Raw genomic sequence first — 25,650 nt, 5'->3', positions numbered from 1 at the left:
GTCGTGCAGGACAATCAATCCTTGCTCCCGCGGAGGCGCAGGATGGGACTCCTGGCAACGATCGCGCTCGCCCTGACCGCCGGCCTGCTCTGGCTGGGTTGGCTGCGTCTGCGCGATGGACGGGACGAGCGCGCCGAATGGCAGCGGCTGTGTGCCCTGCAGCCGCGCCAGCCGCAGGCCTTTTTGCCCGACCAGGTGGCGGACCTGCCGGAGCCGGCGCAGCGCTACTTCCGCCATGTCATCCTGCCCGGCGCGCGCCTGTGGACGGTGGGCGAGATCGACATGGGCGGCCAGTTCAGCCTCGGCACGCGCACGCGTCCCGGCTATCGGCCCATGCAGGCGCGGCAGGTCCTGGCGGTGCCGCACGGCTTCGTCTGGCGCCTGTGGCTGCGCGGCGGCCTGCCGATTTCCGGTTCGGACGCCGCTGGCTGGACGCGCTTTCGCGTGCTCGGCCTGCTGCCGGTCGCGCGGCTGGGCGGTGATGCCGACCACGCCCGCGCCGCCTTTGGCCGCTCCGTCGCCGAGGCAGTGTTCTGGACCCCGGCCGCACTGCTGCCGAGGCCCGGCGTGCACTGGGAGGCGATCGGCCCGGATGCGGCGCGCGTCACCGTGCAGAGCGGCACGCTGAGCCAGGCGGTCGAGGTGCGGCTGGCACCCGACGGCTGCCCGACCGAGGTCTCCTTCCTGCGCTGGAGCAACGCCAATGCCGAGCGGCTTTATCGGCTGCAGCCTTTCGGCGGACGCCTGTCCGATTTCCACGAGGTGGCAGGGTTTCGGCTGCCGCACCGCGTGGAGGCCGGCAATTTCTGGGGCACGCCCGACTACTTCCCCTTCTATCGCGCCGAGGTGCGCGCCATCCGCTTCTCGCCACTGCGGCAGACGGATCGGTGATGGACGCCTTGCTCGTCCTCGGGCTTGCACTGCCACTCGCGCTGCTGCTGTGGCTGGGTGCCGGACCGATGCCAGGCCGCGTCGCGTTGGGGTGCAGGCCGCCGGCGTGGGTGCGGCGCTGCTGCTGGCTGCGGCGGGCCTGTTGCTGGGCGCATGCGTGCTCGTCGGTCTGGCCCTGGCCGGGCGCCGTCGGCACTCCGGCGCCAGCCGCGAGCCGCACCTGCACGCCCAGCACGCGCCGGCACCCGGGGTGCCGCCGATTTCGGGCGTGCCGCTGCCTGTGCGCATCGATGGGCGCTTCCTGGTGCGCAACGATCGGCTGCCTGGGCGCGCCGTCGGGCCTTGAATCCGGCAGTCTTGAGATGACACGAATCTTGTGTATCACGAATATCGTGCAGCACGAAATCAGTGTAAACTTTGTACTATGAAGAACGTCACCATCACCGTGGATGACGGCGTGCTGGAATGGGCGCGCGTCGAGGCGGCCCGGCGCGGCTCCAGCGTGTCGCGCATGGTGGGCGAGATGCTGGCCGAGAAAATGCGTCAGGAGGACGCGTACGCGCACGCCATGCGCAGCGCGCTGCGCTTCGAGTCCTGGGGCGTGAGCGACGGGCCCTACCTGCGCCTGAGCGAGGTCCGATGAGCGCGCCGCTGGTGTTCGTCGACACGCCCGTGTTCCTGCACACGGCGGACGAGCGCGACCCGGACAAGCAGGTACGCGCGCGCGAATGGGTGCGCTGGTGCTGGACTGAGCGTTGCGGCCGCATCAGCACCCAGGTGCTGAACGAGCTCTATCACAACGCCATCACGCGCTTTCGTACCTGCATGCCGGTGCAGCAGGCACGTGCCGCGGTGCGCAACCTGCGCCAGTGGCAGCCGCCGCATCTGGAGATCAACGTCATCGACGGCGCCTGGGCGCTGCAGGACAGCCATGGCCTGGACTACTGGGACGCCCTGATCGTTTCCTCGGCCCAGCAGCAGGGCTGCCACTACCTGCTGAGCGAGGACCTGCCGCACCAGCAGCGTTTCGAGAACGTGCAGGTCATCAACCCCTTCCTGGTCCGCCCCGGCGGACTGCTGCCTTCCGATGAAGCCTGAAATCCCTGTTCCCGATCCGCTTGCCCGCATTCGCCACGATGTGCAGGGCATGCACGCCTATGCGATCCAGGAATCGACCGGCCTGGTCAAGCTGGACGCGATGGAGAACCCGCACCGGCTGCCGACCAGCCTGCAGGCCGAGCTCGGCCGGCGCCTGGGCCAGGTGGCGGTGAACCGCTATCCGGGCGCGCGCATCGACGAGCTGCGCTCGGCGCTGCACGCCCACGCCGCGCCGCCCGAGGGCTGGGCGCTGACGCTGGGCAACGGCTCGGACGAATTGATCAGCCTGCTGGCCATTGCCTGCGACGTGCCGGGGGCCTCGATCCTGGCGCCGCTGCCGGGCTTCGTGATGTACGCCATGAGCGCGCAACTGCACGGCCTGGCCTTCCACGGCGTGCCCCTGACCGCCGATTTCGCGCTCGACGAGGCGGCCATGCTGGCCGCCATCGCCACGCACCGGCCCAGCATCGTTTACCTGGCCTACCCGAACAACCCCTGCGGCACGCTGTGGGACGAGGGCACGATCGCGCGCATCATCGCCGCCCAGGGCGCGGCCGGCGGCCTCGTGGTGATGGACGAGGCCTACCAGCCCTTTGCCGCGCACAGCTGGATCGACGTCGTGCGCCGCGCGCCCGAGCAGCAGCGCCACGTGCTCATCATGCGCACCCTGTCCAAGTTCGGCCTGGCGGGCGTGCGCATCGGCTACCTGATGGGCGAGGCGGCCTTGGTCGCCGAGATCGACAAGGTGCGCCCGCCCTACAACGTGAGCGCGCTGAACGCCGAATGCGCGTTGTTCGCGCTCGATCATGCCGAGGTGTTCGCGGCGCAGGCGCAGGACATCCGGGCCCAGCGCGCTGTTCTGCTCGAAGCCCTGGCGCGCCTGCCCGGCGTCCGGCCGTTTCCCAGCCAGGCCAACATGATCCTGGTGCGCGTGCCGGATGCCAGCAAGGCCTTCGACGGCCTGAAGGCGCGTGGCGTGCTGGTCAAGAACGTCTCTAAAATGCACCCCCTGTTGGCCAATTGCCTGCGCCTCACGGTGGGCACCGCAACCGAGAACGCGCAGATGCTGAACGCCCTGCAAGCCGCCCTATGACGACGACCCCGCCCCGCAGCGCCGAGATCGCGCGCGACACTGCCGAAACCCGGATCCGGGTCCGGCTCGACCTCGATGGCACGGGCCAGGCGCAGCTGGCCACCGGCATCGGCTTCTTCGATCACATGCTGGATCAGATCGCCCGCCATGGCCTGGTCGACCTCGACGTGCGCTGTGAAGGTGATCTGCACATCGACGGCCACCACACGGTGGAGGACGTCGGCATCGCGATCGGCCAGGCAGTGCGCCAGGCGGTGGGCGACAAGCAGGGCATCACCCGCTACGGTCACAGCTACGTGCCGCTGGACGAGGCGCTCTCGCGCGTGGTGATCGATTTTTCCGGCCGTCCCGGCCTGGTGCTGCAGGCGCAGTTCACCAGTGCCATGATCGGCGCCTTCGACACGCAACTGGTGCACGAGTTCTTCCAGGGCTTCGTCAACCACGCCGGCGTGACGCTGCACATCGACAACCTGAAGGGCGTGAACGCGCACCACCAGGTCGAAACCATCTTCAAGGCCTTCGGACGGGCCCTGCGCATGGCGCTGGCGCCCGATCCGCGCATGGTCGGGACGATTCCTTCGACCAAGGGCGTGCTGTAGGACGCGTGCCTCCCGGTGCATGCAGCCCGACGCGTGGCCAGCCATGTCATCCGCCACCCATCCGACCGTCGCCGTCGTCGATTACGGCATGGGCAACCTGCGCTCGGTGGCGCAGGCGCTGACGCATGCCGCGCAGGACACGCGCGTGGACGTCGTCGTCACTTCCGAGCCGGCGCGGGTGCGCGCGGCCGGCCGCATCGTGCTGCCGGGGCAGGGCGCGATGGGAGCCTGCATGCGGCAGTTGCGGGACTCGGGCCTGCTCGAGGCGGTACTGGCGGCGGCCGCGGACAGGCCGCTGTTCGGCGTCTGCGTCGGCATGCAGATGCTGCTGACGCACAGCGCCGAGGGCGAAGACGCGCACGGCACGGCGGGGCTGGACCTGATCGCCGGCGACGTCGTGCGTTTCGAGCTGGCGGGCCGGCGCGCTGCCGATGGCAGCCGCTACAAGGTGCCGCAGATGGGCTGGAACCGCGTGCGTCCGACGTGCGCGCACCCGGTCTGGGGTGGCGTGATGGACGCACCGTGGTTTTATTTCGTGCACAGCTACTACGCGCGCCCGCGCGAGCCGGCGCATTGCGCGGGCGAAGCCGAATACGGCTTGCACTTTGCCGCCGCCGTGGCCCGTGATAATCTTTTCGCCACCCAGTTTCACCCCGAAAAAAGCGCGGCCCAGGGGCTGGCGCTGTACCGCAACTTCCTGCACTGGAATCCTTGAAAACCGTTCCACGTCGAGCGCCTGGCGCTCAGCGTGGACCTGTCCAACCCCGCTGCTCTCGAAACCGCTCAACGCAGGGCGCTCAACGCTCAACGTGTCATGCTGCTGATTCCCGCCATCGACCTCAAGGACGGTCATTGCGTACGCCTGAAGCAAGGCGACATGGACCAATCCACCCTCTTCAGCGAAGCCCCGGCCGAGATGGCCGCCCACTGGCTGGATGAGGGCGCGCGCCGCCTGCACCTCGTCGACCTGAACGGCGCCTTCGCAGGCAAGCCACAGAACCTGGCGGCGATCAAGGCGATCCTGCGCGAGGTGAACGATGAGGTGCCGGTGCAACTGGGTGGCGGCATTCGCGACCTGGACACGATCGAGGCCTACATCGACGCCGGGATCCGCTACGTCATCATCGGCACCGCGGCAGTGAAGAACCCGGGCTTCCTGCGCGATGCCTGCAGCGCCTTCGGCGGCCACGTCATCGTCGGCCTCGACGCGCGCGACGGCAAGGTCGCCACCGACGGCTGGAGCAAGCTCACCGGCCACGAGGTGGTGGACCTCGCGCGCAAGTTCCAGGACTGGGGGGTCGAGTCGATCATCTACACCGACATCGGGCGCGATGGCATGCTCAGCGGCATCAACGTCGAGGCCACCGTCAGGCTGGCGCGCGCGCTCACCATTCCGGTCATCGCCTCTGGCGGCCTCGCCGGCATGGCCGACATCGAGGCCTTGTGCGCGGTCGAGGGCGAAGGGATCGAGGGCGTGATCGCCGGCCGCGCCATCTATTCGGGCGAACTGGACTTCGCCGCCGCGCAGGCGCGCGCGGACGAACTGGGCGAGTGACATGACTTGTACCCACGCTCCACGCTTCTTGCCTGTGCTGCCCCCCGAGGGGGCGTGCCAAGGCCTTCGGGCGGCCCCGCGGCGCTGACTGACATGCTGGCCAAGCGCATCATCCCCTGCCTGGACGTGACCGGCGGCCGCGTCGTGAAGGGCGTCAATTTCGTCGCTCTGCGCGATGCCGGCGATCCGGTCGAGATCGCGGCGCGCTACAACGAGCAGGGCGCCGACGAGCTCACCTTCCTGGACATCACCGCCACCAGCGACGGACGCGATCTGATCCTGCCGATCATCGAGGCGGTCGCGTCGCAGGTGTTCATTCCGCTCACCGTGGGCGGCGGCGTGCGCTCGGTCGATGACGTGCGCCGCCTGCTCAATGCCGGCGCCGACAAGGTCAGCTTCAACTCGGCGGCGATCGCCGATCCGCAGCTCATTCGCGAGGCCTCGGCCCGGTATGGCGCGCAGTGCATCGTGGTCGCCATCGACGCACGCAGGCGCAGCCCCGAGGAGGAGCACGCGCGCGGTGCCGGTTGGGATGTCTACAGCCATGGCGGGCGGCGCAACACCGGGCTGGACGCGGTCGACTGGGCGCGCCGCATGGTCGAGCACGGCGCCGGCGAACTGCTGCTCACGAGCATGGACCGCGACGGCACGAAAAGCGGCTTCGACCTGGCACTGACGCGCGCGGTGAGCGACGCGGTCGAGGTGCCGGTGATCGCCTCCGGCGGCGTTGGCACCCTGGAGCATCTGGCCGAGGGCATCCTGCAGGGCGGCGCCGACGCGGTGCTGGCGGCCAGCATCTTCCACTATGGCGAATTCACCATCGCGCAGGCCAAGCAGCACCTGGCCGCGCGCGGCATCACGGTGCGACTCTGAGCCCCGGCCCATGCGCTGCGCCCACCCGTCCGACCACGGCCTTTCCAGCAAGCGCCAGTGCCGCTGCGCGGGCTTCCCGGTGTGGCCGCCGCCAGCGCGCATCGGTTTCGATCGGGACGGGACGCGCATGGCGTGGCGCATCCGGATCCCGCGACCGGCCGTCCCGCACAGCGCCTGATCCGTTCATTTTCCGAGAGCCCCTCCATGACGACCCGCAATCTCGAAGACTTCCTCGGCGCCGTGCAACGGCGCGACCCCGACCAGGCCGAGTTCCTGCAGGCCGTGCGCGAGGTGATGACCTCGCTCTGGCCCTTCCTCGATCGCCATCCCAGATACCGTGACTGGGCGCTGCTCGAGCGCCTGGTCGAGCCGGACCGCGCGATCCAGTTTCGCGTCGCCTGGACCGACGACCAGGGGCAGACCCGCGTCAACCGCGCCTTTCGCGTCCAGCACAACATGGCAATCGGGCCCTACAAGGGCGGCATGCGCTTCCACCCCAGCGTCAACCTGTCGATCCTCAAGTTCCTCGGCTTCGAGCAGACCTTCAAGAACGCGCTCACCACCCTGCCCATGGGCGGTGGCAAGGGCGGCAGCGACTTCGACCCCAAGGGCAAGAGCGATGGCGAGGTGATGCGCTTCTGCCAGGCCCTGATGCTGGAGCTCTACCGCCACCTCGGTCCGGACACCGATGTGCCGGCGGGCGACATCGGCGTTGGCGGGCGCGAGGTCGGCTTCATGGCCGGCATGATGAAGAAGCTCAGCAACGATGCCGGCGGCGTGTTCACCGGCAAGGGCATTGCCTTCGGCGGCAGCCTGATGCGCCCCGAGGCCACCGGCTACGGCCTGGTCTACTTCACGCAGGAGATGCTGCGCCGCCAGCAGCGCGGCTTCGAGGGTCGACGCGTCAGCATCTCCGGCTCGGGCAACGTGGCGCAGTACGCGGCGGCCAAGGCGATCGAACTGGGCGCGCGCGTCGTGACGCTGTCGGATTCGGGCGGCACCCTGGTCTGCCCGGACGGCATCAGCGAGGCGCTGCTCGCCGACATCCTGGAGTTCAAGAACGTGCGGCGCGGACGCCTGGCCGAATTCTGCCGGCAGCACAGGCTCGGTTTCGAGGCCGGCCGCCGGCCCTGGCACGTGCCGGTCGACATTGCGCTGCCTTGCGCGACGCAGAACGAGCTGGACGGGGATGACGCACGCATGCTGATTGCCAACGGCGTGCATTGCGTGGCCGAGGGCGCCAACATGCCCAGCACGCTGGAGGCCGTCGACGCCTTCCTGGCCGCCGGCACCCTGTATGCACCGGGCAAGGCCAGCAACGCCGGCGGCGTCGCCACCTCGGGCCTGGAGATGAGCCAGAACGCCATGCGCCTGTCCTGGACGCACAGCGAGGTCGACCTGCGCCTGCACGAGATCATGAAGGACATCCACGGCAACTGCGTGCGCCACGGCGAGCGCCAGGACGGCAGCGTGAACTACGTCGAGGGCGCCAACATCGCCGGCTTCGTCAAGATCGCCGACGCCATGCTGGCGCAGGGGGTGTACTGACGACCATCCCCGAGGCGCAGGCGCGCCTTTCCCCTCGGAAGGGGTGCAGCCTGTGCCCAGGGGAGCCCTGGACACGGTTGCTGCTCGGGTGGCCTGTTCCGTGGCTTCCCGAGAGTGCGGGGTCGATGTGTCACGAGCGGTGCATGGTGGCTTCGGGATGGTCCCGCCACGCACGGAGCGAATGCCGGACAATCCGTGCATGGATTGGCTCGATCAAGTGAAATGGGACGCCCAGGGCCTGGTGCCGGCGATCGCGCAGGAGCAGGGCAGCGGCGACGTGCTGATGCTGGCCTGGATGAATCGCGAGGCGCTGGCGCGCACGGTCGAGCTGGGCCGCGCCGTCTACTGGAGCCGCTCGCGCGGCAGGCTGTGGGCCAAGGGCGAGCAGTCGGGTCACGTGCAGCAGGTGCACGAGATCCGCATCGATTGCGACCAGGACGTGATCCTCCTGAAGGTCACGCAGCTCGGGCACGATCCCGGCATTGCCTGTCACACCGGACGCCACAGCTGCTTCTTCAGCGTGCTCGAGGATGGCGCCTGGCGTGCCGTCGACCCGGTCCTGAAGGACCCGCACGAAATCTACGAGTGATGGACATGAGCGTGCAGGACACATTGACGCGCCTGACCGAAGTGATCGAGAGCCGCCGTCCGGCCGCAGGGGGCGACCCGGAGAAGAGCTACGTGGCGCGCCTGCTGCACCGGGGTCCGGACGCCTTCCTCAAGAAGATCGGCGAGGAGGCCACCGAGGTCGTGATGGCGGCCAAGGACGCCGAGCATGGGGGCGCACGCGAGCGCATCGTCTCCGAGATGGCCGACCTGTGGTTCCATGGCATGGTGGCGCTGGCCTACTACGGCTTGTCCGCCGCCGACGTCGTGGCCGAGCTGGGCCGGCGCGAGGGCCTGTCGGGCCTGGAGGAAAAGGCCTTGCGCAAGGCCGAGGCGCGGGCGCAGGCCGAATCCGTGCGCAATGGAGGGTAGGGCAGTGAGCGAGCACGACATCATCGACATCGAGCCGATCGACACGCGGCGCGGTGATTCCCTGCGGGCCTGGGGCTGGGTCAGCTACATCCTGCACCTGATCGTCGCCGTCGCTGCCGTGGTACCCGGCGCGCAGGTCAGCATCGGGCTGCTGATCATCGCGCTGGTGCTGGACCTGGTGAAAAAGGACGAAGCCACCGGCAACTGGCAGGCCAGCCACTTCCGCTGGCGCATCCGCACCGTGCTCTGGGCCGGCGTGCTGTACGTGGTGACGTTCCCGCTGTTCCTGCTGTTCTACCTGCCCGGAGCGCTGGCCTGGCTGGCCATCTCCGTCTGGTTCCTGTACCGGATCGTCAAGGGCATGGTGCGCATGAATGCCGGGCGTGCCGTTGACGCCTGAAGCTGTCTGGAGCCACTGGCCATGCCAGCGCCCCGGCCGCTGAACCTGGCCCTGCAGGGAGGCGGGGGGCATGGGGCCTTTACCTGGGGCGTGCTGGACGCCCTGCTGGAGGATGGGCGCTTCGAGCTCGACGGCCTGTGCGGCACCAGCTCGGGGGCCATGAACGCGGTGGCGCTGGCACAGGGGCTGGCGACGGCACGCACCGAGGGGGCCGACGAGGCCCAGGCGCGCCAGGCGGCACGGCAAAGCCTGCGCCGCTTCTGGACCGAGATCGGCGCCATGGGCAGTTTCATCGCCGGCGTGCCGCTGGGCGGCGGCAATCCGTGGCTGGGGCTGATGAGCCAGTGGGTCTCGCCCTACCAGGCCAATCCATTCGACTTCAACCCGCTGCGGCGCCTGCTGGAGCGCCAGATCGACTTCGAGCTGCTGCGCCGCCAGCCGTTCGTGCGCCTGTTCGTCAACGCCACCCGCGTGCGCACGGGCAGCGCGGAGGTCTTCACCGGCGAGCGCATCTCGGTTGACGCGGTGATGGCCTCGGCCTGCCTGCCGACCAGCTTCAAGGCGGTCGAGATCGATGGTGAGCACTACTGGGACGGTGGTTACTGCGGCAACCCGCCGATCCATCCGCTGATCTATCGCACCGAGACGCGCGACGTGCTGATCGTGCAGATTGCGCCGAGCACCGTGGCAACCCTGCCCAAGGACGCATCGGGCATCGCCGAGCGGGTGGCCGACATCACCTTCAACGCCGGGCTGCTGGCCGAGTTGCGGGTGATCAAGTTCGTGCACCAGATGCTGGAGGACGGTCGCTTCCCCCGTGGCCTGCACAAGGACGTGCTGCTGCACCACATCGATGGCGGCGATGCGCTGGTCGGGTTCGGGCCGGCCAGCAAGGTGCGCTTCGATGGGCGCTTCGTCTCCCGTCTGTTCGAGCTGGGGCGCGCCGCCGGCCTGCGCTGGCTGGCCGAGCAGGCGCACGCGGTCGGCGAGCGCTCCAGCATGGACCTGTCGCTCGACCTCGACCAGCGCTACCAACCCCCACCCCGCTCGCGCCGGCGCCGTGCCTGAGTGGGCGCATTTCCACGGTTTTTCCACTGACACGAGCCCACCCATGACAATCCATTCCGACCCGGACTGCATCTTCTGCAAGATCGTTGCAGGCCAGATTCCCTCGCGCAAGGTGTACGAGGACGACGAGCTCTACGCCTTCCACGACATCAACCCGTGGGCGCCGGTGCACTTCATGATCATCCCGAAGACGCACCTGCCGTCGCTGGCCCAGGTCGGGCCGGAGCACGCCGCCCTGCTGGGCCGCATCCTCACGCTGGCTCCCCGCCTGGCCCTGGAGCAGGGCTGCACGCCTTATCCGGACGGGGGGTTCCGCGTCGTCGTCAACACCGGAACGCTGGCCGGGCAGGAGGTGCACCATCTGCACGTGCACGTGATTGGCGGTCCGCGCCCCTGGCTGAAAACCTGAGGCGGCGCGTGCCGCAGGGGCTCTCGTCGTCCGACAGACTAAAATTGTTTGTACAGGCGCCCACCGATGGCGCGCAAGGAGTTATCACTATGGGTTCGTTTTCCATCTGGCACTGGCTGATCGTGCTGCTGATCGTGGTCATGATCTTCGGCACCAAGAAGCTCAAGAACATTGGCTCCGACCTGGGCGGTGCCGTCAAGGGCTTCAAGGACGGCATGAAGGATGGCGCCAGCGACGCCGCCACCGATGCTCCGGTCGGGCAGGTGGCCAACGGCACGGCGCACAAGGAAACCATCGACGTGCAGGCAAAGGAAAAGAGCTGACGCCCTTCGGTCGAGGTGTTGCGCGCGGCACTCCTGCCGAGCGCGCGATGCCCGGCGGCGAACTGCCCAGATGCTTGAACTCGGCATTTCCAAGATGGCGCTGATCGGCGCGGTGGCGCTGATCGTGATTGGCCCCGAGAAGCTGCCGCGCGTGGCGCGCACGGTCGGCACGCTGCTGGGTAAGGCGCAGCGCTACGTCGCCGACGTCAAGTCCGAAGTCAACCGCGCGATGGATCTCGACGAACTCAAGAAGATGAAGGAGTCGGTCGAACAGGCCGGGCGCGACGTCGAAAAGGGCCTCAAATCGGCCAGCGCCGACTTCGAGAAGGATTGGAGCGAAGTGACGGCCAGCCTGAGCGACAGTGGCTCGGGCGCTGGAGAGAGCGAATCGACACCCGCCTGGGAGCCACCACCCCCCGAGTACCACCGTCCGAACAAGAACTGGCGCCTCAAGCGTGGCGCCACGCCCCAGTGGTACAAGCAGCGCCGCGGCGTGCGTCGCCAGGTGCAATCCGGCGCGGCGCGCGTGGCGCGTTACCGACCCAAGAAAATCCATGACCGATGACGAATGACGGATGACGAGCCCCTGGCGCGAGCGTCATTTGTCATGGTCGCCACGCGGCGGCGCGGTCATTTGCCATTTCCCGCATGAACGCCCCCAAGCAAGACCCCGAAGACGAACTGGCCGGCACCGAGCAGCCGTTCGTCGCCCACCTGATGGAGCTGCGCGACCGGTTGATCAAGTCGATCGTCGCGGTCGGCGTGGTGGCGGGCGTGCTGGCCCTCTATCCCGGCCCGGGCGAGCTCTACGACCTGCTGGCGGCGCCGCTGGTGGCACACCTGCCGCAGGGCGCGACGATGATCGCCACCTCGGTCATCTCGCCGTTCATGGTGCCGCTGAAGATCCTGCTGATGGCGGCCTTCCTGATCGCGCTGCCGGTGGTGCTCTACCAGGTCTGGGCCTTCGTCGCGCCCGGGCTGTACTCCCACGAGAAGCGCACGGTGCTGCCGCTGGTGATCTCCAGCACCCTGCTGTTCCTGCTCGGCGTGGCGTTCTGCTACTTCCTGGTGTTCGGCAAGGTGTTCGCCTTCATCCAGGGCTTCGCGCCCAAGTCGATCACCGCGGCGCCGGACATCGAGGCCTACCTCAGTTTCGTGCTGACCATGTTCCTGGCCTTCGGCATGGCGTTCGAGGTGCCGATCGCCGTCGTCGTGCTGGCGCGCGTCGGCGTCGTGACGGTGGCGCAGCTCAAGCACTTCCGCGGCTATTTCATCGTGCTGGCCTTCGTCATTGCGGCCATCGTCACGCCACCCGACGTGGTGTCGCAGCTGGCGCTGGCGATCCCCATGTGCCTGCTCTACGAGGGCGGCATCTGGGCGGCGCGGCTGTTCGTGCGCTCGCGTGATGCCGGCGACGAAGCGGCGTCGGCCGGCGAATCGCCCGAACGCAGCTGATCCGGCGCGCGGTCAGCGCGCCCCGGGCTGGTGCGGCCGCGGGCGCTGCGCCGGGGTAACGCGCAGCGCCAGTTGCTGGCCGCGCCGATGCACGGAGAAATCCACCGCCTGGCCCGGCGCCAGCCCCGCGATGCGCGTCAGCAGCTCGGACTGCGTGCGCACCGGCTGCGTGCCGATTCCCGTGATCACGTCGCCGGGCCGGATGCCGGCCTGCGCCGCCGGTCCGCCGCCCAGCACGCCGGTCACCATCACGCCCTGCTCGACTCGCACGCCGAAGGTCTGCGCCAGCTCGGGCGTGAGCTCGCCCGGTTCAATGCCGACCCAGCCACGCACCACCTGACCGTGACGGATGATGCTCTCCAGCACCTGGCGCGCGGTGGAAACCGGGATCGCGAAGCCGATGCCCAGGCTGCCGCCCGAGCGCGAGTAGATGGCCGTGTTGATGCCCATCAGGTTGCCGTGCACGTCGGTCAGCGCGCCGCCGGAATTGCCGGGGTTGATGGCGGCGTCGGTCTGGATGAAGTTCTCGAAGGTGTTGATGCCCAGCTGGTTGCGCCCCAGCGCGCTGACGATGCCGCTGGTCACGGTCTGGCCGACGCCGAAGGGGTTGCCGATCGCCAGCACCCGGTCGCCCACCTGCAGCTGGTCCGAATTGCCCAGCACCATCACCGGCAGCTGGTCGAGCTCGATCTTCAGCACCGCGAGATCCGATTCCGGATCGGTGCCGATCACCTTTGCGGCGGCGCTGCGCGCGTCCGGCAGCACCACCTCGATGGCATCGGCGCCTTCGACGACGTGATTGTTGGTCAGCACGTAGCCCTGGGCGCTCATGATCACGCCCGAGCCCAGCCCGGACTGCTGCTGCGCCCCGGCGTCGCCGAAGAAGAAGCGGAACCAGGGGTCGTCACCGAACGGGTGGCGCATGGTGGTGCTGGTGTTGATGCTGACCACGGCGGGTGCCGCCTTGCGCACCGCGGCGCTCAGGCTCTCGGGTGCGCCGCCCGCGCTGCCGGCAGGCGCCGGCGCCGCCTGGATGATCGAGATCGACTCTGGCGCCCCCGCAGGCACGGCGCTGCCACCCACCCATTGGGGCTTGAGCGTGAGCACCACGAAGTAGGTCGCCAGCAGGACGGTGGTGGTCTGCGCGAACAGGAGCCAGAGACGTTTCATGACGTGGATTGTCGTGCATTGCCGATCCCGGCATCACTGCGGCCTGGCCCTGCGGCGCGGCCGAGTGGCCGACAATCGGGGCGGCCCGCCGTGCGCCTTTCCTCCTGCTCCTTGTCCTTTGCCGTCATGAGCACCGATCGCCAGACCCTCCTGCACGCCTTCGACACGCTATTGCAGCCCGAACGCTTCCGTGACTACGGGCCGAACGGCCTGCAGGTGGAAGGGCGCGCGCCGATTCACAAGCTGGTCAGCGGCGTGACTGCCTGCCGCGCGCTGATCGATGCGGCGATCGAGGCCGGGGCCGATGCCATCCTGGTGCACCACGGTCTGTTCTGGCGCGGCCAGGACGGCACCGTGACGGGCTGGATGAAGCAGCGCCTGGCGCGCCTGCTGGCGCACGACATCAACCTGTTTGCCTATCATCTGCCCCTGGACGCGCACCCGGTACTGGGAAACAACGCGCAGCTGGGTGCGCGCCTCGGCCTGGAGGCCAGTGGACGCTTCGGCGAACAGGACCTGGGCTTCTTCGGCCACCGCGCCGAAGGTGGCGCCTTTGCCGACGCGGATGCACTGGCCGGCCGGCTGCGCGACGTGCTGGGGCGGCGCGTCACGCAGGTCGGCGGCACGCGCGCGCCGATCGAGCGTATCGCCTGGTGCAGTGGCGGCGCCCAGGGCTATTTCGAGGCCGCGATCGCCGCCGGCGCCCAGGCTTTCATCACGGGCGAGATTTCCGAGCCCCAGGCACACTTGGCGCGCGAATGCGAGGTGGTGTTCTATGCCTGCGGCCACCATGCGACCGAGCGCTACGGCGCGCCGGCACTCGCCGCGCATGTGGCACGCGAGTTCGGCCTCGCGCACGAGTTCATCGAGATCGACAATCCGGCATGACCTTGCTGCGTCCGATGACTGCGCGGCCGCGCGCCCTCAATGACGACGCGGCGTGCCCATGACTGGGATGAAACATCCCCTATGTCGCTGCGCTCCATCCCCCTGCAAGGGGGACGCATCCAGTGTCCAGGGAGACCCCGGCCACGGCTGCCGCTGGCCTGCCCTGCGCCCATCGGAGCAGGGTCGTGTCGTGCGCCGCGGGTCGCGTGAAGCGCGGTCGAGCTACGGATCCTGAATCCGACCGTCGGCCGCTTGCAAACGCTTTCAAGCCTGCATGGACATGGGCGGCGCTGTGTCGGCTCGTGCCCATCTGCTCGGTGAACGTGCCATGCACCCGCCAGCGCCACCCTCGACGCGCCATGCGGCGCTGCTCGCCGTTGCGCACGCCGGTGCGCGTTCTCCTCGTCCTTGCCTGGCACGCCGCGGGCAGCACCGACGGGCGCATCCAACTGCCGGATTTGGGCTGATATCGTTTCGTGTTCAAAAACATGAAGAATGACATCGGTGGACGCCGGCATGAGGCATGATGGCTCTGTCATTGGAGCGCAGCGAAGTCCCCTGTCATTTGTCATGGTCCAACCAGGGGACACCCTGCCATGAAGCCCATAGCCATCACCCTCGGCGATCCGGCCGGGATTGGCCCCGAGATCATTGCCAAGGCGTTTCGCGATGCGCCGGACGTGCTGCGGGGCTGCTTCGCCGCGGGCGACGTGGCGACGCTGCGGCGCGCGGCGGCGGTGGTGCAGGGCGCCCACGGGGTCGACCTGCCGGTTGCCGCACTCGAGCGTGCGGCGGATGCCGCTCTGGCGCCGCCACGCTGCATCCCCGTGCTGCAGGTGGTCGCGTCGCAGCCGCTCGTGCGGTTCGGCCGGATCAGCGCGCGGGCCGGCCGCATCGCTGGCGACTGCGTGTCCTGGGCTGCGCGTGCAGCCCTGCGCGGCGAGATCTCCGCCCTCGTGACGGCGCCGCTGCACAAGGAGGCGCTGGCGGCCGCGGGCGCGCCTTACGACGGTTTCCCAGGCCACACCGAATTGCTGCAGGCGCTCGCCGCCGAGCACCTGGGGGTGGCGGTGGCAGAACTGCCGGTGCGCATGATGCTGGCCAATGAGGAGTTGCGCACGGTCCTGGTGAGCATCCACGTATCACTGCGTGAGGCGATCGCATTGGTAACCATTGGCAATATCGTGACCACCCTGCGAATCGTGCACGAATCCGTTGGGCGCGCACTACACCGTGCGCCGCGCATCGCGGTCGCCGGCCTGAATCCGCACGCCGGCGAAGGTGGCCTGTTCGGCCGCGAGGAAATCGACATCATCGCGCCGGCGATTGCCCAGGCGCGCGCCGAAGGCATCTCGGCCCAGGGCCCGTTCGCCCCCGACACCGTGTTCATGCGCGCGCGCGGCCTGCGCGAGTTCGACGTAGTGGTGGCGATGTACCACGACCAGGGCCTGATCCCGGTGAAGTACCTGGGCGTCGAGCAGGGCGTGAACGTCACGCTGGGCCTGCCCCTGGTGCGCACCAGTCCGGATCACGGCACCGCCTTCGACCTGGCCGGCAGCGGGCGTGCCGATGCGGCCAGCCTGGTGGCGGCCGTGCGCATGGCGCGCCAGCTCGCCACCTGAGCAGGTCGGCCTCAGCGCTTCAGGCTGTCGCGAATCTCGCGCAGCAACTGCACCTCCTCGGGCGGCGCCTCGGGCGCGGGTGGCGCCGCCGGCTCTTCCTTCTTCAGTCGGTTGATCTGCTTGACCATCATGAAGATGATGAAGGCCAGCAGGATGAAGTTGACCAGGATCGTGACGAAGTTGCCATAGGCAAAGACGGCGCCGCTCTTCTTCGCTTCTTCCAGCGTCAGCCCGGCCGCCTGGCCGGCCAGCGGGATGTAATAGCTGGAAAAGTCGAGGCCACCGATCAGCTTGCCGACGATCGGCATGATCAGGTCGCCCACGATCGAGTCGACGATCTTGCCGAAGGCGCCGCCGATGATCACGCCGACCGCCAGGTCGATGGCGTTGCCCTTGACCGCGAATTCCCTGAATTCCTGCATCATGCTCATGGTGTGGTTTCCCCTCGGGTTGTGAAGACCGCGCCAGTATTCGTGCGCTTTGCTGAAAGTCAAGTACCGTGTGCGCCTGGGCCGCAACGCGGTTTCGCTCCGCTACAATCCTCGGCGGACCCGCCCACGAGCAGACACCCCATCCGACACAGCCATGAGTGACGCCCCCCCCAGCAATTTCACCCCAGCACCGCTGGACAGCAGCAAGCGGACCTGGCTTCTCGCCACCACGGCGGTCGGCGCTGCCGGCACGGTGGTCCTGGCCACGCCCTTCGTGGGGAGCTTCTCGCCCTCGGAAAAGGCCAAGGCGGCGGGTGCCGCGGTCGAGGTCGACATCTCGGCGCTGCAGCCCGGCGAGAAAATGATCGTCGAGTGGCGCGGCCAGCCGGTGTGGGTGTTCAAGCGCACGCCCGAGATGCTGGCCACGCTGAAGGGGCTCGATCCGGAACTGGCCGACCCGATGTCCAAGCGCACGGATTTCCCCACCCCCGAGTGGGCCCAGAACGAGGATCGCGCGCGCGAGGAACACAAGGACATCCTGGTGGTGGTCGGCATCTGCACCCACCTCGGCTGCTCGCCCGTCGACAAGTTCAAGTCCGGGCCGCAGCCCTCGCTGCCCGACAACTGGGAAGGCGGCTTCTTCTGCCCCTGCCACGGATCGACCTTTGATTTCTCCGCGCGGGTATTCAAGAACAAGCCGGCACCGTCGAACCTGGTGGTGCCGCCCTACGTCTACCTGTCCGACACCCGCCTGCTGATCGGCGAAGACACCAAGAAAGCATGACGAGAGGCGGCCATGGCTGAATTCAAGGAAATCTCCCCCAACGCGCCCCTGGGCGCCAAGGTGCACAACTGGTTCGACAACCGGTTTCCGACCATGTTCGCGGAATACCGCAAGCACATGTCGGAGTACTTCGCGCCGAAGAACTTCAACTTCTGGTACTTCTTCGGCTCGCTCGCCCTGCTGGTGCTGGTGATCCAGATCGTCACCGGCATCTTCCTGACGATGAACTACAAGCCCGACGCGGCCAAGGCGTTCGAGTCGGTCGAGTACATCATGCGCGACGTGTACGGCGGCTGGTTCATCCGCTACATGCACTCGACCGGCGCCTCGGCCTTCTTCATCGTGGTCTACCTGCACATGTTCCGCGGGCTGCTCTACGGCAGCTACCGCAAGCCGCGCGAGCTGGTCTGGATCTTCGGCTGCGCCATCTTCCTGGCGCTGATGGCCGAGGCCTTCATGGGCTACCTGCTGCCCTGGGGCCAGATGTCCTACTGGGGCGCCCAGGTGATCGTCAACCTGTTCTCCGCCATCCCCTTCATCGGGCCCGACCTGGCGCTGCTGATCCGCGGCGATTACGTGGTCGGCGACGCCACGCTGAACCGCTTCTTCGCCTTCCACGTGATCGCCGTGCCGCTGGTGCTGATCGGCCTGGTGGTGGCGCACCTGCTGGCGCTGCACGACGTCGGCTCGAACAACCCCGACGGCATCGAGATCAAGGCCGGTCCCAAGGGCAACCGCTGGTCGCCCACGGCGCCGACCGACGGCATTCCCTTCCATCCCTACTACAGCGTGCACGACATCGTCGGGGTGGGCGTGTTCCTGATGGCCTACTTCGCCGTGGTGTTCTTCGCGCCGGAGATGGGCGGCTACTTCCTCGAGTACAACAACTTCATTCCGGCCGACCCGCTGGTGACGCCGCCGCACATCGCGCCGGTGTGGTACTTCACCGCCTTCTATTCGATGCTGCGCGCCACCACCGACCTGATGGTCAACGTGCTGGTCGTCATCATCGTGCTGGCGACGGTGCTCGGCTTCCTGCGCTGCCGCTGCGCCATGGCCATGAAGGTCGGCATGGCGGTCGCGGCGCTGGTCGCGATCGCGCTGCTCAAGACCTTCGACGCCAAGTTCTGGGGCGTGGTCGTGATGGGCGGCGCCGTGCTGATCCTGTTCGTCCTGCCCTGGCTGGACCGCAGCCCGGCACGCTCGATCCGCTACCGGCCGGGCTGGCACAAGTGGGTCTACGCGGTATTCGTGGTCTGGTTCCTGGTGCTGATGGTGCTGGGCATCATGGCGCCCGGCCCGCTCAATCCGTCGCTGCCCGAGTGGCTGACGAACGAATTCGTCGCCATGATCGGCACGCTTTTCTACTTCGCCTTCTTCCTGCTGATGCCGTGGTGGAGCCAGCTGGGCACGCCCAAGCCGGTCCCCGATCGCATCACCTTCAAGCCGCACTGAAGACCGCTGGAGCAAGAACACCATGAACATCTGGAAGAAACTGGTCTTCGGGTTGACGCTGGCACTGGGCTTGGCCGGGGCCGGGCAGGCCGCCATCAGCTGGGACAAGGCGCCCGGCGACACCACCAACAACGCGTCGCTGCAGCGCGGCGCGAAGATCTTCGTCAACTACTGCCTCAACTGCCACTCGGCGGCGTTCATGCGCTTCAACCGGCTGCAGGACATCGGCCTGACCGACGAGCAGATCAAGGACAACCTGCTGTTCCTGGGCGACAAGGTCGGCGTCATGATGAAGGCCGCCATCGATCCGGTGCAGGCCAAGGAGTGGTTCGGCGCCAACCCGCCCGACCTGACGGTGATCGCGCGCTCGCGCTCCGGCTCCGGCGGCACCGGCGCGGACTATGTCTACACCCTGCTGCGCAGCTATTTCCGCGACGACGACAAGCCGACCGGCTGGGACAACCTGACCTTCCCGAGCATCGGTATGCCCCATCCGCTGTGGGAACTGCAGGGCGAGCGCCGCCCGGTGTTCCAGACCGACGAGGGCGGCGACAGCGTGAAGGTATTCACCGGCAAGTGGGAGCAGGTCACGCCCGGCACGCTGACGCCGCTGGAGTACGAGCAGGCGGTGGGCGACCTCGCCAACTACCTGCAGTGGATGGGCGAGCCGGCGCAGAACAAGCGCGTGCGCATCGGCGTCTGGGTGATGCTGTTCCTGGCCCTGTTCACCATCATCGCCTGGCGCCTGAACGCGGCGTACTGGAAAGACGTCAAATAAGCTGTTGCCCGACCGGCCGGGCGGTGATCCGGCCGTCTTCCTGGAGTGGGGTGCGTCCGGCCGTGGCGAACGCCCACTCCTTTGGTTTTAAGGAGCTCGATTCTTCATGATGGTGCTGTATTCCGGAACCACCTGTCCCTTCTCGCACCGCTGCCGCTTCGTGCTGTTCGAAAAAGGCATGGATTTCGAGATCCGGGACGTGGACCTGTACAACAAGCCCGAGGACATCAGTGTGATGAATCCCTACGGGCAGGTGCCGATCCTGGTCGAGCGTGACCTGATCCTGTACGAATCGAACATCATCAACGAGTACATCGACGAGCGCTTTCCGCATCCGCAGCTGATGCCTGGCGATCCGGTCGACCGCGCGCGCGTGCGCCTGTTCCTGCTCAACTTCGAGAAGGAACTGTTCACCCACGTCAGCACGCTGGAAAACCGCACGACCCGCAGCAACGAGAAGGCACTCGAGAAGGCGCGCAGCAACATCCGCGACCGCCTGACGCAGATGGCTCCGGTGTTCCTGAAGAACAAGTACATCCTCGGCGAGAACTTCTCCATGCTGGACGTGGCGCTGGCGCCGCTGCTCTGGCGCCTGGACTATTACGGCATCGAGCTGTCGAAGAACGCGGCGCCCCTGCTCAAGTACGCCGAGCGCATCTTCTCGCGCCCGGCCTTCATCGAGGCGCTGACACCATCGGAAAAGGTGATGCGCAAGTAGGCACGGCACGGCGAGGCGGGCATCGAGATGAACGTGCTGGAATCCCTCTCCACCAGGCCTTACCTGATCCGGGCGCTGTACGAATGGTGCTCGGACAACGGGCTGACGCCCTATGTGGCGGTGCTGGCCGACGATACCGTGCAGGTGCCGCGCGAATACGTGCGCGGCGGCGAGATCGTGCTCAACATCAGCGCCGACGCCACCAGCGGCCTGAAGATCGGCAACGAGTACCTTGAGTTCAAGGCACGCTTTGGCGGCGTGCCACGCGACATCGCGGTGCCGGTGGATCGTGTCATGGCCATCTACGCCCGCGAGACCGGGCAGGGCATGGCGTTTCCGATGCAGGCCACCCTGGCTGACGGCGGCCTTGCGCCTTTGCCGGCGGCCGTGGATGGCGCGCCGGCCGCACCGACGATCCAGCTGGTCCCGCCGGCCGCGGATGAGGCGGGAGAGCCCGAGCCACCGCCGCCACCGCCGCCGCCCGGCCGCCGGCCGGCGCTCAAGCGCGTCAAGTGATCCCGTGGCCGCCTGCTCACCGGACTGAAATAGAATGCCCGGGGTTTGCCGCCTTAGCTCAGTTGGTAGAGCAACCGCCTTGTAAGCGGTAGGTCGTCAGTTCGATTCCGACAGGCGGCACCAGCGACACCTCCACCGTGCCGCCGGCGTCTCGACGTCAGCGGTTGCGCGGCACGCTGAGCCGGATTGTGTGCACGCCCAGCCCGGCGGCGGCCAGCTGCTGTACCAGCGCCGGCAGCAGCTGCCGGATCTTGGCCGCCGCCGCCGGCCCGGGCACCAGCAGGCACCACACGCCATCCTCGATCGGACCGGGGCGCACCAGCGTTCGCAGGCTGGCCGGCAGGAGTGGCCGCACCTGCTCCAGGCAGTCCGCCGACTGGCTGATGCGCGCGCCCAGTTCGCGCAGCACCGGGGCCTGCGCCAGCGCCTGGCCGAGCGGGACGGCCGAGGCAGGACGGTGCTCGGGACGGGGTGAGGGCGCTCGAATCGGTGGCATCGGTCCGCGTGAGTAAAATGCACTGTTTGCCGTGAAGTCGGCACGAACGGGCGATCTGTGCTTGCAGGGCCTCGTTTCGCCCCTATCTTCGCATCATCTGGAACCCACCGGGATCACCGGTTGCCGCCGGGCGAGGCCTCGTCCGCGCCGACAACCCTGGACGCATGGCCACAACCTTCCTCACCAAGATCTTCGGCAGCCGCAATGACCGGTTGCTCAAGCAGTACCGCAAGAGCGCGGCACGCATCAACGCGCTGGAGCCCGAATTCGAGCAGCTGAGCGACGAGCAGCTGCGCGCCAAGACGCAGGTGTTCCGCGACCGGCTGGCTGCTGGCGAGACGCTGGACCAGTTGCTGCCCGAGGCTTTCGCCGTGGTGCGCGAGGCCTCCAAGCGCGTGATGAAGATGCGTCCCTTCGACGTCCAGTTGGTCGGCGGCATGGCGCTGCACGAGGGCAAGATCGCCGAGATGCGCACCGGCGAGGGCAAGACGCTGACGGCGACGCTGCCGGTCTACCTGAATGCGCTGGCCGGCAAGGGCGTCCACGTGGTCACGGTCAACGACTACCTGGCAGGCCGCGACGCGCAGTGGATGGGCGCGATCTACGGCTTCCTCGGCCTCACGGTGGGGGTGAACCTGCCCAACATGACGCGCGAGGAAAAGCAGGAGGCCTACAACTCGGACATCACCTACGGCACCAACAACGAGTTCGGCTTCGACTACCTGCGCGACAACATGGTCTACGAGACGCAGGACCGGGTGCAGCGGCCGCTCAACTTCGCCATCGTCGACGAGGTGGACTCGATCCTGATCGACGAGGCGCGCACGCCGCTCATCATCAGCGGCCAGGCCGAGGACCACACCGCGATGTACCTGGCGATGAACCAGGTCGTGCCCCTGCTGGTGCGCCAGGAGGGCGAAGAGGACCCGCGCACCGGCGAGGGCGTGACCAAGCCCGGCGACTTCACGGTCGATGAAAAGGCGCACCAGATCTACCTGACCGAGCGTGGCCACGAGACCGCCGAGCGGGTGCTGGCCGAGCGCGGCCTGCTGCCGGAAGGCGCGAGCCTGTATGACCCGGCCAACATCTCGCTGATGCACCACCTGTACGCGGCCCTGCGCGCGCACCACCTGTTCCATCGCGACCAGCATTACGTGGTGCAGCAGGGCGAGCACGGGCCGGAGATCGTGATCGTCGACGAGTTCACCGGCCGCCTGATGGCCGGGCGCCGCTGGAGCGACGGCCTGCACCAGGCGGTGGAGGCGAAGGAGGGCGTGCCCATCCAGGCGGAGAACCAGACGCTGGCGTCGATCACCTTCCAGAACTATTTCCGCCTCTACCAGAAGCTGGCGGGCATGACCGGCACCGCCGACACCGAGGCCTACGAGTTCCAGGAGATCTACGGCCTGGAGACGGTGGTCATCCCGCCCAACAAGCCGAGCCGACGCGAGGACCAGCTCGACCGTGTCTACAAGTCGACGCCGGAGAAGTACAAGGCCGCCATCGACGACATCCGCGAGTGCCACGAGCGCGGCCAGCCGGTGCTGGTCGGCACCTCGTCGATCGAGAATTCCGAGATCATCGCCAACCTGCTGCAGCAGGCCAGGCTGCCGCACCAGGTGCTGAACGCCAAGCAGCACGCGCGCGAGGCCGACATCGTGGCGCAGGCCGGCGCGCCCCGGATGATCACCATCGCCACCAACATGGCGGGGCGCGGCACCGACATCGTGCTCGGCGGCAACGTCGAGAAGCAGGTCGAGGCGCTGCAGCTCGACCCGGCGCTCGACGACGCCGCGCGCGAGGCCCGCGCCGCGGAGCTGCGCGCGCAGTGGGAAAAGGACCATGAACTGGTCAAGTCGCTGGGCGGCCTGCGCATCATCGCCACCGAGCGCCACGAGAGCCGGCGCATCGACAACCAGCTGCGCGGCCGCTCGGGTCGCCAGGGCGACCCGGGCTCGTCGCGCTTCTACCTCAGCCTGGACGACCCGCTGATGCGCATCTTCGCGGGCGACCGCGTGCGCGCCATCATGGAGCGCCTGAAGATGCCGGAGGGCGAGGCGATCGAGGCCGGCATGGTGACGCGCAGCATCGAGAGCGCGCAGCGCAAGGTCGAGGCGCGCAACTTCGACATCCGCAAGCAGCTGCTGGAATACGACGACGTCGCCAACGACCAGCGCAAGGAGATGTACGCGCTGCGCAACGCCATCCTCGATGCCACCGACCTCACGGAGCAGATCAGCGCGCTGCGCGAAGGCTGCATGACCGACCTGGTGCGCCAGTACGTGCCGGCCGAGTCGGTCGAGGAGCAATGGGACCTGCCGGGCCTGGAGAAGGTGCTGGCGGCCGACTGGCAGATCGAGCTGCCGCTGGCGCGCGAGGTCGAGGCATCCAGCGCCATCACCGACGAGGACCTGGTCGAGCGCGTGCTGGAGGCCGCCAACCAGGCCTATGCCGCACGACTCGAACTGGTCGGCGCGGAGAACTACCATCCCTTCGAGCGCGCCGTGCTGCTGCAGAGCATCGACGTGCACTGGCGCGAACACCTGGCGGCGCTGGACTACCTGCGCCAGGGCATCCACCTGCGCAGCTATGGCCAGAAGCAGCCCAAGCAGGAATACAAGCGCGAAGCCTTCGAGCTGTTCGGCCAGATGCTGGACGTGGTCAAGAACGAGGTCACGCGCACGCTGATGACGGTGCGGATCCAGACGCGCGAAGAGGTCGACCGGGCAGCCGAGGACTACGAGCAGCGGCGCGAGCGTGTCAGCAATGTGACCTACAGTGCGCCGTCCGAAAGCACGGGCGAGCCCGAGGTCGTGCCCGAGACGGCGCGGCGCGACACCGCGCTGGCCGCGGCCGCCGTTGCCGGCGGCACGGTGACGGTCCCGCGCGTCGGCCGCAACGACCCCTGCCCCTGTGGCAGTGGCAAGAAGTACAAGCATTGCCACGGCGCGCTGACTTGACGCCTCCCCTGAGTCGCCTGGCGCACCGTCCCCCGAAGGGGGAACAACGCCGAGGCCCGGCGCAGGTCCGGGCCCGGCGTTCGCTGGGCTGGCCTGCGCTCCGGCCTTGCAACCTGCCCTTGTTCCCGTGATCCTTCGCGCCTGGTGAGTCGGTGCCCGGGGATTGATTTCTCAGACATCCCGTTTGCTGGAGGAAGATGCCATGCCCGTGAACCTCAATGCTCCCGAACCGGCCTCCCTGCTGCCCGTGGCCGGCGTGCGCCTGGGCGTCACCGAGGCCGGCGTGCGCAAGGCTGGACGCAAGGACCTGACGGTGCTGCTGCTGGACGAAACCTGCAGCGTGGCCGGCGTGTTCACGCAAAACCGCTTTTGCGCCGCGCCGGTCCAGGTCTGCCGCGAGCACCTGGCGCACGGCGCCGGCATTCGTGCGATCGTGATCAACACCGGCAATGCCAACGCCGGCACCGGCGCGCCGGGTCTGGCGGCAGCGCGCCAGACCTGCACGGCGCTGGCCGCGCAGCTCGGCGTCCGGGCCGAGCAGGTGCTGCCGCTGTCGACCGGCGTGATCATGGAGCAGTTGCCGCTCGAACGCGTGGTGGCAGGGCTGCCGGCGGCGATCGCCGACGCCCGACCGGCGCACTGGGCGCGCGCGGCCGAGGCCATCATGACCACCGACACGGTGCCCAAGGCGTGCAGCGTGCGGGCGCGCGTGGGCGGGGCCGAGATCACGGTCACCGGCATGGCCAAGGGTGCCGGCATGATCCGCCCCAACATGGCGACCATGCTCGGCTTCGTCGCGACCGACGCATGCATCGACGCGGCCCTGCTGCCGGCCCTGGCGCGCGAGCTGGCGGAAGGCTCGTTCAACCGCGTCACGGTCGATGGCGACACCTCGACCAACGACTCATTCCTCCTGATCGCCACGCAGCAGGCCGCGGGCACGCCCGTGACGGCGCTGGACAGCGCCGACGGCCAGGCCCTGCGCGCGGCGCTGCTGGCGGTGGCGCGCCAGCTCGCCCAGGCCATCGTGCGCGATGGCGAGGGCGCGACCAAGTTCATCACAGTGCGCGTCGAGGGTGGGCGAGACGCCGCCGAATGCCGCCAGGTGGCGTACGCGATCGCGCATTCGCCCCTGGTCAAGACGGCCTTCTTCGCCAGTGATCCGAACCTGGGCCGCATCCTGGCGGCGGTCGGCTACGCCGGCGTCGAGGACCTGGACCAGACCCGCATCGACCTCTTCCTGGACGAGGTGCACGTGGCCACCGGGGGCGGGCGCCACCCGGCCTACCGGGAAGAGGACGGCCAGCGCGTCATGCAGCAGGCCGAGATCAGCGTGCGCGTCGGTCTCGGACGCGGCGACGCAGCCGACACGGTGTGGACCTGCGACCTGAGCCACGAGTACGTGCGCATCAACGCCGACTACAGATCCTGATGCATCCCGCTGAGCGGCCGGCGCGCGTCCCCGGCGGATGGCACGGGTCGAATGCGCGCGCCAGCCAGGGTGGCGTGTTGCGCAGCCAGTGGAATGGCCGTGCCGCGCCG

At 68.3% G+C, this 25,650-nt stretch carries 30 protein-coding genes and 1 tRNA gene; 28 read left to right on the top strand and 3 right to left on the bottom strand.

Features of this window, described 5'->3' with window-relative positions; genetic code table 11:
- Positions 1–42 precede the first annotated feature (42 nt).
- The 18 genes from PKA16_RS00785 (at position 43) to tatC (ending at position 12,290) form a co-directional block, all read left to right on the top strand.
- The gene (locus tag PKA16_RS00785; RefSeq protein WP_324399391.1) at positions 43–891 is read left to right on the top strand and encodes a DUF6544 family protein; all 849 of its coding nucleotides are present in this window, start codon (positions 43–45) and stop codon (positions 889–891) included.
- A 106-nt stretch (positions 892–997) separates the two neighbouring features.
- The gene (locus tag PKA16_RS00780) at positions 998–1,237 is read left to right on the top strand and encodes a hypothetical protein (RefSeq protein WP_324399389.1); all 240 of its coding nucleotides are present in this window, start codon (positions 998–1,000) and stop codon (positions 1,235–1,237) included.
- 78 nt (positions 1,238–1,315) lie between these two features.
- Positions 1,316–1,534: a CopG family transcriptional regulator gene (locus PKA16_RS00775; RefSeq protein ID WP_324399387.1), complete on the top strand. Its 219-nt coding sequence runs from the start codon at positions 1,316–1,318 to the stop codon at positions 1,532–1,534.
- Positions 1,531–1,989, top strand: a complete 459-nt coding sequence (locus PKA16_RS00770) for a PIN domain-containing protein (RefSeq protein WP_324399386.1) — start codon at positions 1,531–1,533, stop codon at positions 1,987–1,989. Before PKA16_RS00775 ends, PKA16_RS00770 begins: the two co-directional genes overlap by 4 nt.
- Entirely contained in the window at positions 1,979–3,082 is a 1,104-nt protein-coding gene (gene hisC / locus PKA16_RS00765; RefSeq protein WP_324399384.1) for a histidinol-phosphate transaminase, read from the top strand. Before PKA16_RS00770 ends, hisC begins: the two co-directional genes overlap by 11 nt.
- Complete coding sequence (hisB, locus tag PKA16_RS00760; RefSeq protein ID WP_324399382.1) at positions 3,079–3,681, top strand: imidazoleglycerol-phosphate dehydratase HisB; 603 nt, start codon at positions 3,079–3,081, stop codon at positions 3,679–3,681. Before hisC ends, hisB begins: the two co-directional genes overlap by 4 nt.
- 43 nt (positions 3,682–3,724) lie before the next feature.
- Entirely contained in the window at positions 3,725–4,396 is a 672-nt protein-coding gene (gene hisH, locus PKA16_RS00755) for an imidazole glycerol phosphate synthase subunit HisH (protein WP_324399380.1), read from the top strand.
- Between the two features lie 99 nt (positions 4,397–4,495).
- Positions 4,496–5,236, top strand: a complete 741-nt coding sequence (gene hisA, locus PKA16_RS00750; protein WP_324399379.1) for a 1-(5-phosphoribosyl)-5-[(5-phosphoribosylamino)methylideneamino]imidazole-4-carboxamide isomerase — start codon at positions 4,496–4,498, stop codon at positions 5,234–5,236.
- A gap of 93 nt (positions 5,237–5,329) precedes the next feature.
- Positions 5,330–6,109, top strand: coding sequence for an imidazole glycerol phosphate synthase subunit HisF (hisF, locus tag PKA16_RS00745; protein ID WP_324399377.1), 780 nt, complete (start codon positions 5,330–5,332; stop codon positions 6,107–6,109).
- Positions 6,110–6,313: 204 nt separating this feature from the next.
- The gene (gdhA, locus tag PKA16_RS00740; RefSeq protein WP_324399375.1) at positions 6,314–7,657 is read left to right on the top strand and encodes an NADP-specific glutamate dehydrogenase; all 1,344 of its coding nucleotides are present in this window, start codon (positions 6,314–6,316) and stop codon (positions 7,655–7,657) included.
- Between the two features lie 199 nt (positions 7,658–7,856).
- Positions 7,857–8,246 carry a phosphoribosyl-AMP cyclohydrolase gene (hisI, locus tag PKA16_RS00735; protein WP_324399373.1) on the top strand — a complete coding sequence of 130 codons (390 nt, stop codon included), beginning with the start codon at positions 7,857–7,859 and terminating at the stop codon, positions 8,244–8,246.
- A 5-nt stretch (positions 8,247–8,251) separates the two neighbouring features.
- On the top strand, positions 8,252–8,635 hold the full coding sequence (locus PKA16_RS00730; protein ID WP_324399371.1) for a phosphoribosyl-ATP diphosphatase: 384 nt from the start codon (positions 8,252–8,254) through the stop codon (positions 8,633–8,635).
- A 4-nt stretch (positions 8,636–8,639) separates the two neighbouring features.
- Positions 8,640–9,035: a hypothetical protein gene (locus PKA16_RS00725; protein WP_324399369.1), complete on the top strand. Its 396-nt coding sequence runs from the start codon at positions 8,640–8,642 to the stop codon at positions 9,033–9,035.
- A gap of 21 nt (positions 9,036–9,056) precedes the next feature.
- Complete coding sequence (locus PKA16_RS00720; protein WP_324399367.1) at positions 9,057–10,103, top strand: patatin-like phospholipase family protein; 1,047 nt, start codon at positions 9,057–9,059, stop codon at positions 10,101–10,103.
- A 49-nt stretch (positions 10,104–10,152) separates the two neighbouring features.
- A complete protein-coding gene (locus PKA16_RS00715) occupies positions 10,153–10,512 on the top strand; it encodes a histidine triad nucleotide-binding protein (RefSeq protein ID WP_324399456.1) in 360 nt (119 codons plus the stop codon).
- Positions 10,513–10,601: 89 nt separating this feature from the next.
- Positions 10,602–10,835 (top strand): Sec-independent protein translocase subunit TatA, encoded by a 234-nt coding sequence (gene tatA, locus PKA16_RS00710; RefSeq protein WP_324399365.1) that lies wholly within the window; start codon positions 10,602–10,604, stop codon positions 10,833–10,835.
- Between the two features lie 70 nt (positions 10,836–10,905).
- On the top strand, positions 10,906–11,400 hold the full coding sequence (gene tatB, locus PKA16_RS00705; protein WP_324399364.1) for a Sec-independent protein translocase protein TatB: 495 nt from the start codon (positions 10,906–10,908) through the stop codon (positions 11,398–11,400).
- A gap of 83 nt (positions 11,401–11,483) precedes the next feature.
- On the top strand, positions 11,484–12,290 hold the full coding sequence (tatC, locus tag PKA16_RS00700) for a twin-arginine translocase subunit TatC (protein ID WP_324399362.1): 807 nt from the start codon (positions 11,484–11,486) through the stop codon (positions 12,288–12,290).
- 12 nt (positions 12,291–12,302) lie between these two features.
- Here the strand turns inward: tatC and PKA16_RS00695 are convergent, their stop codons facing one another.
- A complete protein-coding gene (locus tag PKA16_RS00695) occupies positions 12,303–13,460 on the bottom strand; it encodes a trypsin-like peptidase domain-containing protein (RefSeq protein ID WP_324399360.1) in 1,158 nt (385 codons plus the stop codon).
- A 126-nt stretch (positions 13,461–13,586) separates the two neighbouring features.
- On the opposite strand from PKA16_RS00695, the gene PKA16_RS00690 reads away from it, so the two are divergent.
- Positions 13,587–14,348 carry a Nif3-like dinuclear metal center hexameric protein gene (locus PKA16_RS00690; protein ID WP_324399358.1) on the top strand — a complete coding sequence of 254 codons (762 nt, stop codon included), beginning with the start codon at positions 13,587–13,589 and terminating at the stop codon, positions 14,346–14,348.
- A gap of 596 nt (positions 14,349–14,944) precedes the next feature.
- Complete coding sequence (gene pdxA, locus PKA16_RS00685; RefSeq protein WP_324399356.1) at positions 14,945–15,970, top strand: 4-hydroxythreonine-4-phosphate dehydrogenase PdxA; 1,026 nt, start codon at positions 14,945–14,947, stop codon at positions 15,968–15,970.
- An 11-nt stretch (positions 15,971–15,981) separates the two neighbouring features.
- Here pdxA and mscL read toward each other — a convergent pair whose 3' ends face one another.
- Positions 15,982–16,401, bottom strand: a complete 420-nt coding sequence (gene mscL, locus PKA16_RS00680) for a large conductance mechanosensitive channel protein MscL (RefSeq protein WP_324399354.1) — start codon at positions 16,399–16,401, stop codon at positions 15,982–15,984.
- Between the two features lie 154 nt (positions 16,402–16,555).
- On the opposite strand from mscL, the gene petA reads away from it, so the two are divergent.
- From petA to PKA16_RS00650, 6 genes are all read left to right on the top strand, one after another.
- Entirely contained in the window at positions 16,556–17,185 is a 630-nt protein-coding gene (petA, locus tag PKA16_RS00675; RefSeq protein WP_324399352.1) for a ubiquinol-cytochrome c reductase iron-sulfur subunit, read from the top strand.
- 12 nt (positions 17,186–17,197) lie between these two features.
- Complete coding sequence (locus PKA16_RS00670; RefSeq protein WP_324399350.1) at positions 17,198–18,640, top strand: cytochrome bc complex cytochrome b subunit; 1,443 nt, start codon at positions 17,198–17,200, stop codon at positions 18,638–18,640.
- 22 nt (positions 18,641–18,662) lie between these two features.
- Complete coding sequence (locus tag PKA16_RS00665; protein WP_324399348.1) at positions 18,663–19,418, top strand: cytochrome c1; 756 nt, start codon at positions 18,663–18,665, stop codon at positions 19,416–19,418.
- A gap of 106 nt (positions 19,419–19,524) precedes the next feature.
- Positions 19,525–20,136 (top strand): glutathione S-transferase N-terminal domain-containing protein, encoded by a 612-nt coding sequence (locus PKA16_RS00660; protein ID WP_324399345.1) that lies wholly within the window; start codon positions 19,525–19,527, stop codon positions 20,134–20,136.
- Between the two features lie 27 nt (positions 20,137–20,163).
- On the top strand, positions 20,164–20,652 hold the full coding sequence (locus tag PKA16_RS00655) for a ClpXP protease specificity-enhancing factor (RefSeq protein ID WP_324399343.1): 489 nt from the start codon (positions 20,164–20,166) through the stop codon (positions 20,650–20,652).
- Between the two features lie 47 nt (positions 20,653–20,699).
- A tRNA-Thr gene (locus tag PKA16_RS00650) sits at positions 20,700–20,775 on the top strand.
- 34 nt (positions 20,776–20,809) lie between these two features.
- Here PKA16_RS00650 and PKA16_RS00645 read toward each other — a convergent pair.
- A complete protein-coding gene (locus tag PKA16_RS00645) occupies positions 20,810–21,148 on the bottom strand; it encodes a DciA family protein (RefSeq protein ID WP_324399340.1) in 339 nt (112 codons plus the stop codon).
- A 164-nt stretch (positions 21,149–21,312) separates the two neighbouring features.
- Here PKA16_RS00645 and secA point away from each other — a divergent pair, with 164 nt between their 5' ends.
- Positions 21,313–24,108, top strand: a complete 2,796-nt coding sequence (secA, locus tag PKA16_RS00640; RefSeq protein ID WP_324399338.1) for a preprotein translocase subunit SecA — start codon at positions 21,313–21,315, stop codon at positions 24,106–24,108.
- Between the two features lie 202 nt (positions 24,109–24,310).
- The gene (argJ, locus tag PKA16_RS00635; protein WP_324399336.1) at positions 24,311–25,540 is read left to right on the top strand and encodes a bifunctional glutamate N-acetyltransferase/amino-acid acetyltransferase ArgJ; all 1,230 of its coding nucleotides are present in this window, start codon (positions 24,311–24,313) and stop codon (positions 25,538–25,540) included.
- Positions 25,541–25,650 lie beyond the last annotated feature (110 nt).

Source organism: Ottowia sp. (assembly GCF_035325765.1).
Classification (GTDB): domain Bacteria; phylum Pseudomonadota; class Gammaproteobacteria; order Burkholderiales; family Burkholderiaceae_C; genus Ottowia.
Note: the sequence above shows the minus strand (reverse complement) of the source record. Positions and strands in the feature narration are given on the sequence as shown.

Bases quoted from the DNA above. Each gene is read 5' to 3' on its own strand.
- petA (WP_324399352.1), top strand. From the start codon at position 16,556: ATGAGTGACGCCCCCCCCAGCAATTTCACCCCAGCACCGCTGGACAGC.
- hisC (WP_324399384.1), top strand. From the start codon at position 1,979: ATGAAGCCTGAAATCCCTGTTCCCGATCCGCTTGCCCGCATTCGCCAC.
- PKA16_RS00775 (WP_324399387.1), top strand. From the start codon at position 1,316: ATGAAGAACGTCACCATCACCGTGGATGACGGCGTGCTGGAATGGGCG.
- PKA16_RS00690 (WP_324399358.1), top strand. From the start codon at position 13,587: ATGAGCACCGATCGCCAGACCCTCCTGCACGCCTTCGACACGCTATTG.
- PKA16_RS00720 (WP_324399367.1), top strand. From the start codon at position 9,057: ATGCCAGCGCCCCGGCCGCTGAACCTGGCCCTGCAGGGAGGCGGGGGG.
- hisA (WP_324399379.1), top strand. From the start codon at position 4,496: ATGCTGCTGATTCCCGCCATCGACCTCAAGGACGGTCATTGCGTACGC.
- hisB (WP_324399382.1), top strand. From the start codon at position 3,079: ATGACGACGACCCCGCCCCGCAGCGCCGAGATCGCGCGCGACACTGCC.
- tatC (WP_324399362.1), top strand. From the start codon at position 11,484: ATGAACGCCCCCAAGCAAGACCCCGAAGACGAACTGGCCGGCACCGAG.
- hisF (WP_324399377.1), top strand. From the start codon at position 5,330: ATGCTGGCCAAGCGCATCATCCCCTGCCTGGACGTGACCGGCGGCCGC.
- gdhA (WP_324399375.1), top strand. From the start codon at position 6,314: ATGACGACCCGCAATCTCGAAGACTTCCTCGGCGCCGTGCAACGGCGC.
- tatB (WP_324399364.1), top strand. From the start codon at position 10,906: ATGCTTGAACTCGGCATTTCCAAGATGGCGCTGATCGGCGCGGTGGCG.
- secA (WP_324399338.1), top strand. From the start codon at position 21,313: ATGGCCACAACCTTCCTCACCAAGATCTTCGGCAGCCGCAATGACCGG.
- PKA16_RS00770 (WP_324399386.1), top strand. From the start codon at position 1,531: ATGAGCGCGCCGCTGGTGTTCGTCGACACGCCCGTGTTCCTGCACACG.
- hisI (WP_324399373.1), top strand. From the start codon at position 7,857: ATGGATTGGCTCGATCAAGTGAAATGGGACGCCCAGGGCCTGGTGCCG.
- pdxA (WP_324399356.1), top strand. From the start codon at position 14,945: ATGAAGCCCATAGCCATCACCCTCGGCGATCCGGCCGGGATTGGCCCC.
- PKA16_RS00665 (WP_324399348.1), top strand. From the start codon at position 18,663: ATGAACATCTGGAAGAAACTGGTCTTCGGGTTGACGCTGGCACTGGGC.
- PKA16_RS00785 (WP_324399391.1), top strand. From the start codon at position 43: ATGGGACTCCTGGCAACGATCGCGCTCGCCCTGACCGCCGGCCTGCTC.
- PKA16_RS00730 (WP_324399371.1), top strand. From the start codon at position 8,252: ATGAGCGTGCAGGACACATTGACGCGCCTGACCGAAGTGATCGAGAGC.
- tatA (WP_324399365.1), top strand. From the start codon at position 10,602: ATGGGTTCGTTTTCCATCTGGCACTGGCTGATCGTGCTGCTGATCGTG.
- PKA16_RS00695 (WP_324399360.1), bottom strand. From the start codon at position 13,460: ATGAAACGTCTCTGGCTCCTGTTCGCGCAGACCACCACCGTCCTGCTG.
- PKA16_RS00655 (WP_324399343.1), top strand. From the start codon at position 20,164: ATGAACGTGCTGGAATCCCTCTCCACCAGGCCTTACCTGATCCGGGCG.
- PKA16_RS00660 (WP_324399345.1), top strand. From the start codon at position 19,525: ATGATGGTGCTGTATTCCGGAACCACCTGTCCCTTCTCGCACCGCTGC.
- PKA16_RS00670 (WP_324399350.1), top strand. From the start codon at position 17,198: ATGGCTGAATTCAAGGAAATCTCCCCCAACGCGCCCCTGGGCGCCAAG.
- PKA16_RS00645 (WP_324399340.1), bottom strand. From the start codon at position 21,148: ATGCCACCGATTCGAGCGCCCTCACCCCGTCCCGAGCACCGTCCTGCC.
- argJ (WP_324399336.1), top strand. From the start codon at position 24,311: ATGCCCGTGAACCTCAATGCTCCCGAACCGGCCTCCCTGCTGCCCGTG.
- hisH (WP_324399380.1), top strand. From the start codon at position 3,725: ATGTCATCCGCCACCCATCCGACCGTCGCCGTCGTCGATTACGGCATG.
- mscL (WP_324399354.1), bottom strand. From the start codon at position 16,401: ATGAGCATGATGCAGGAATTCAGGGAATTCGCGGTCAAGGGCAACGCC.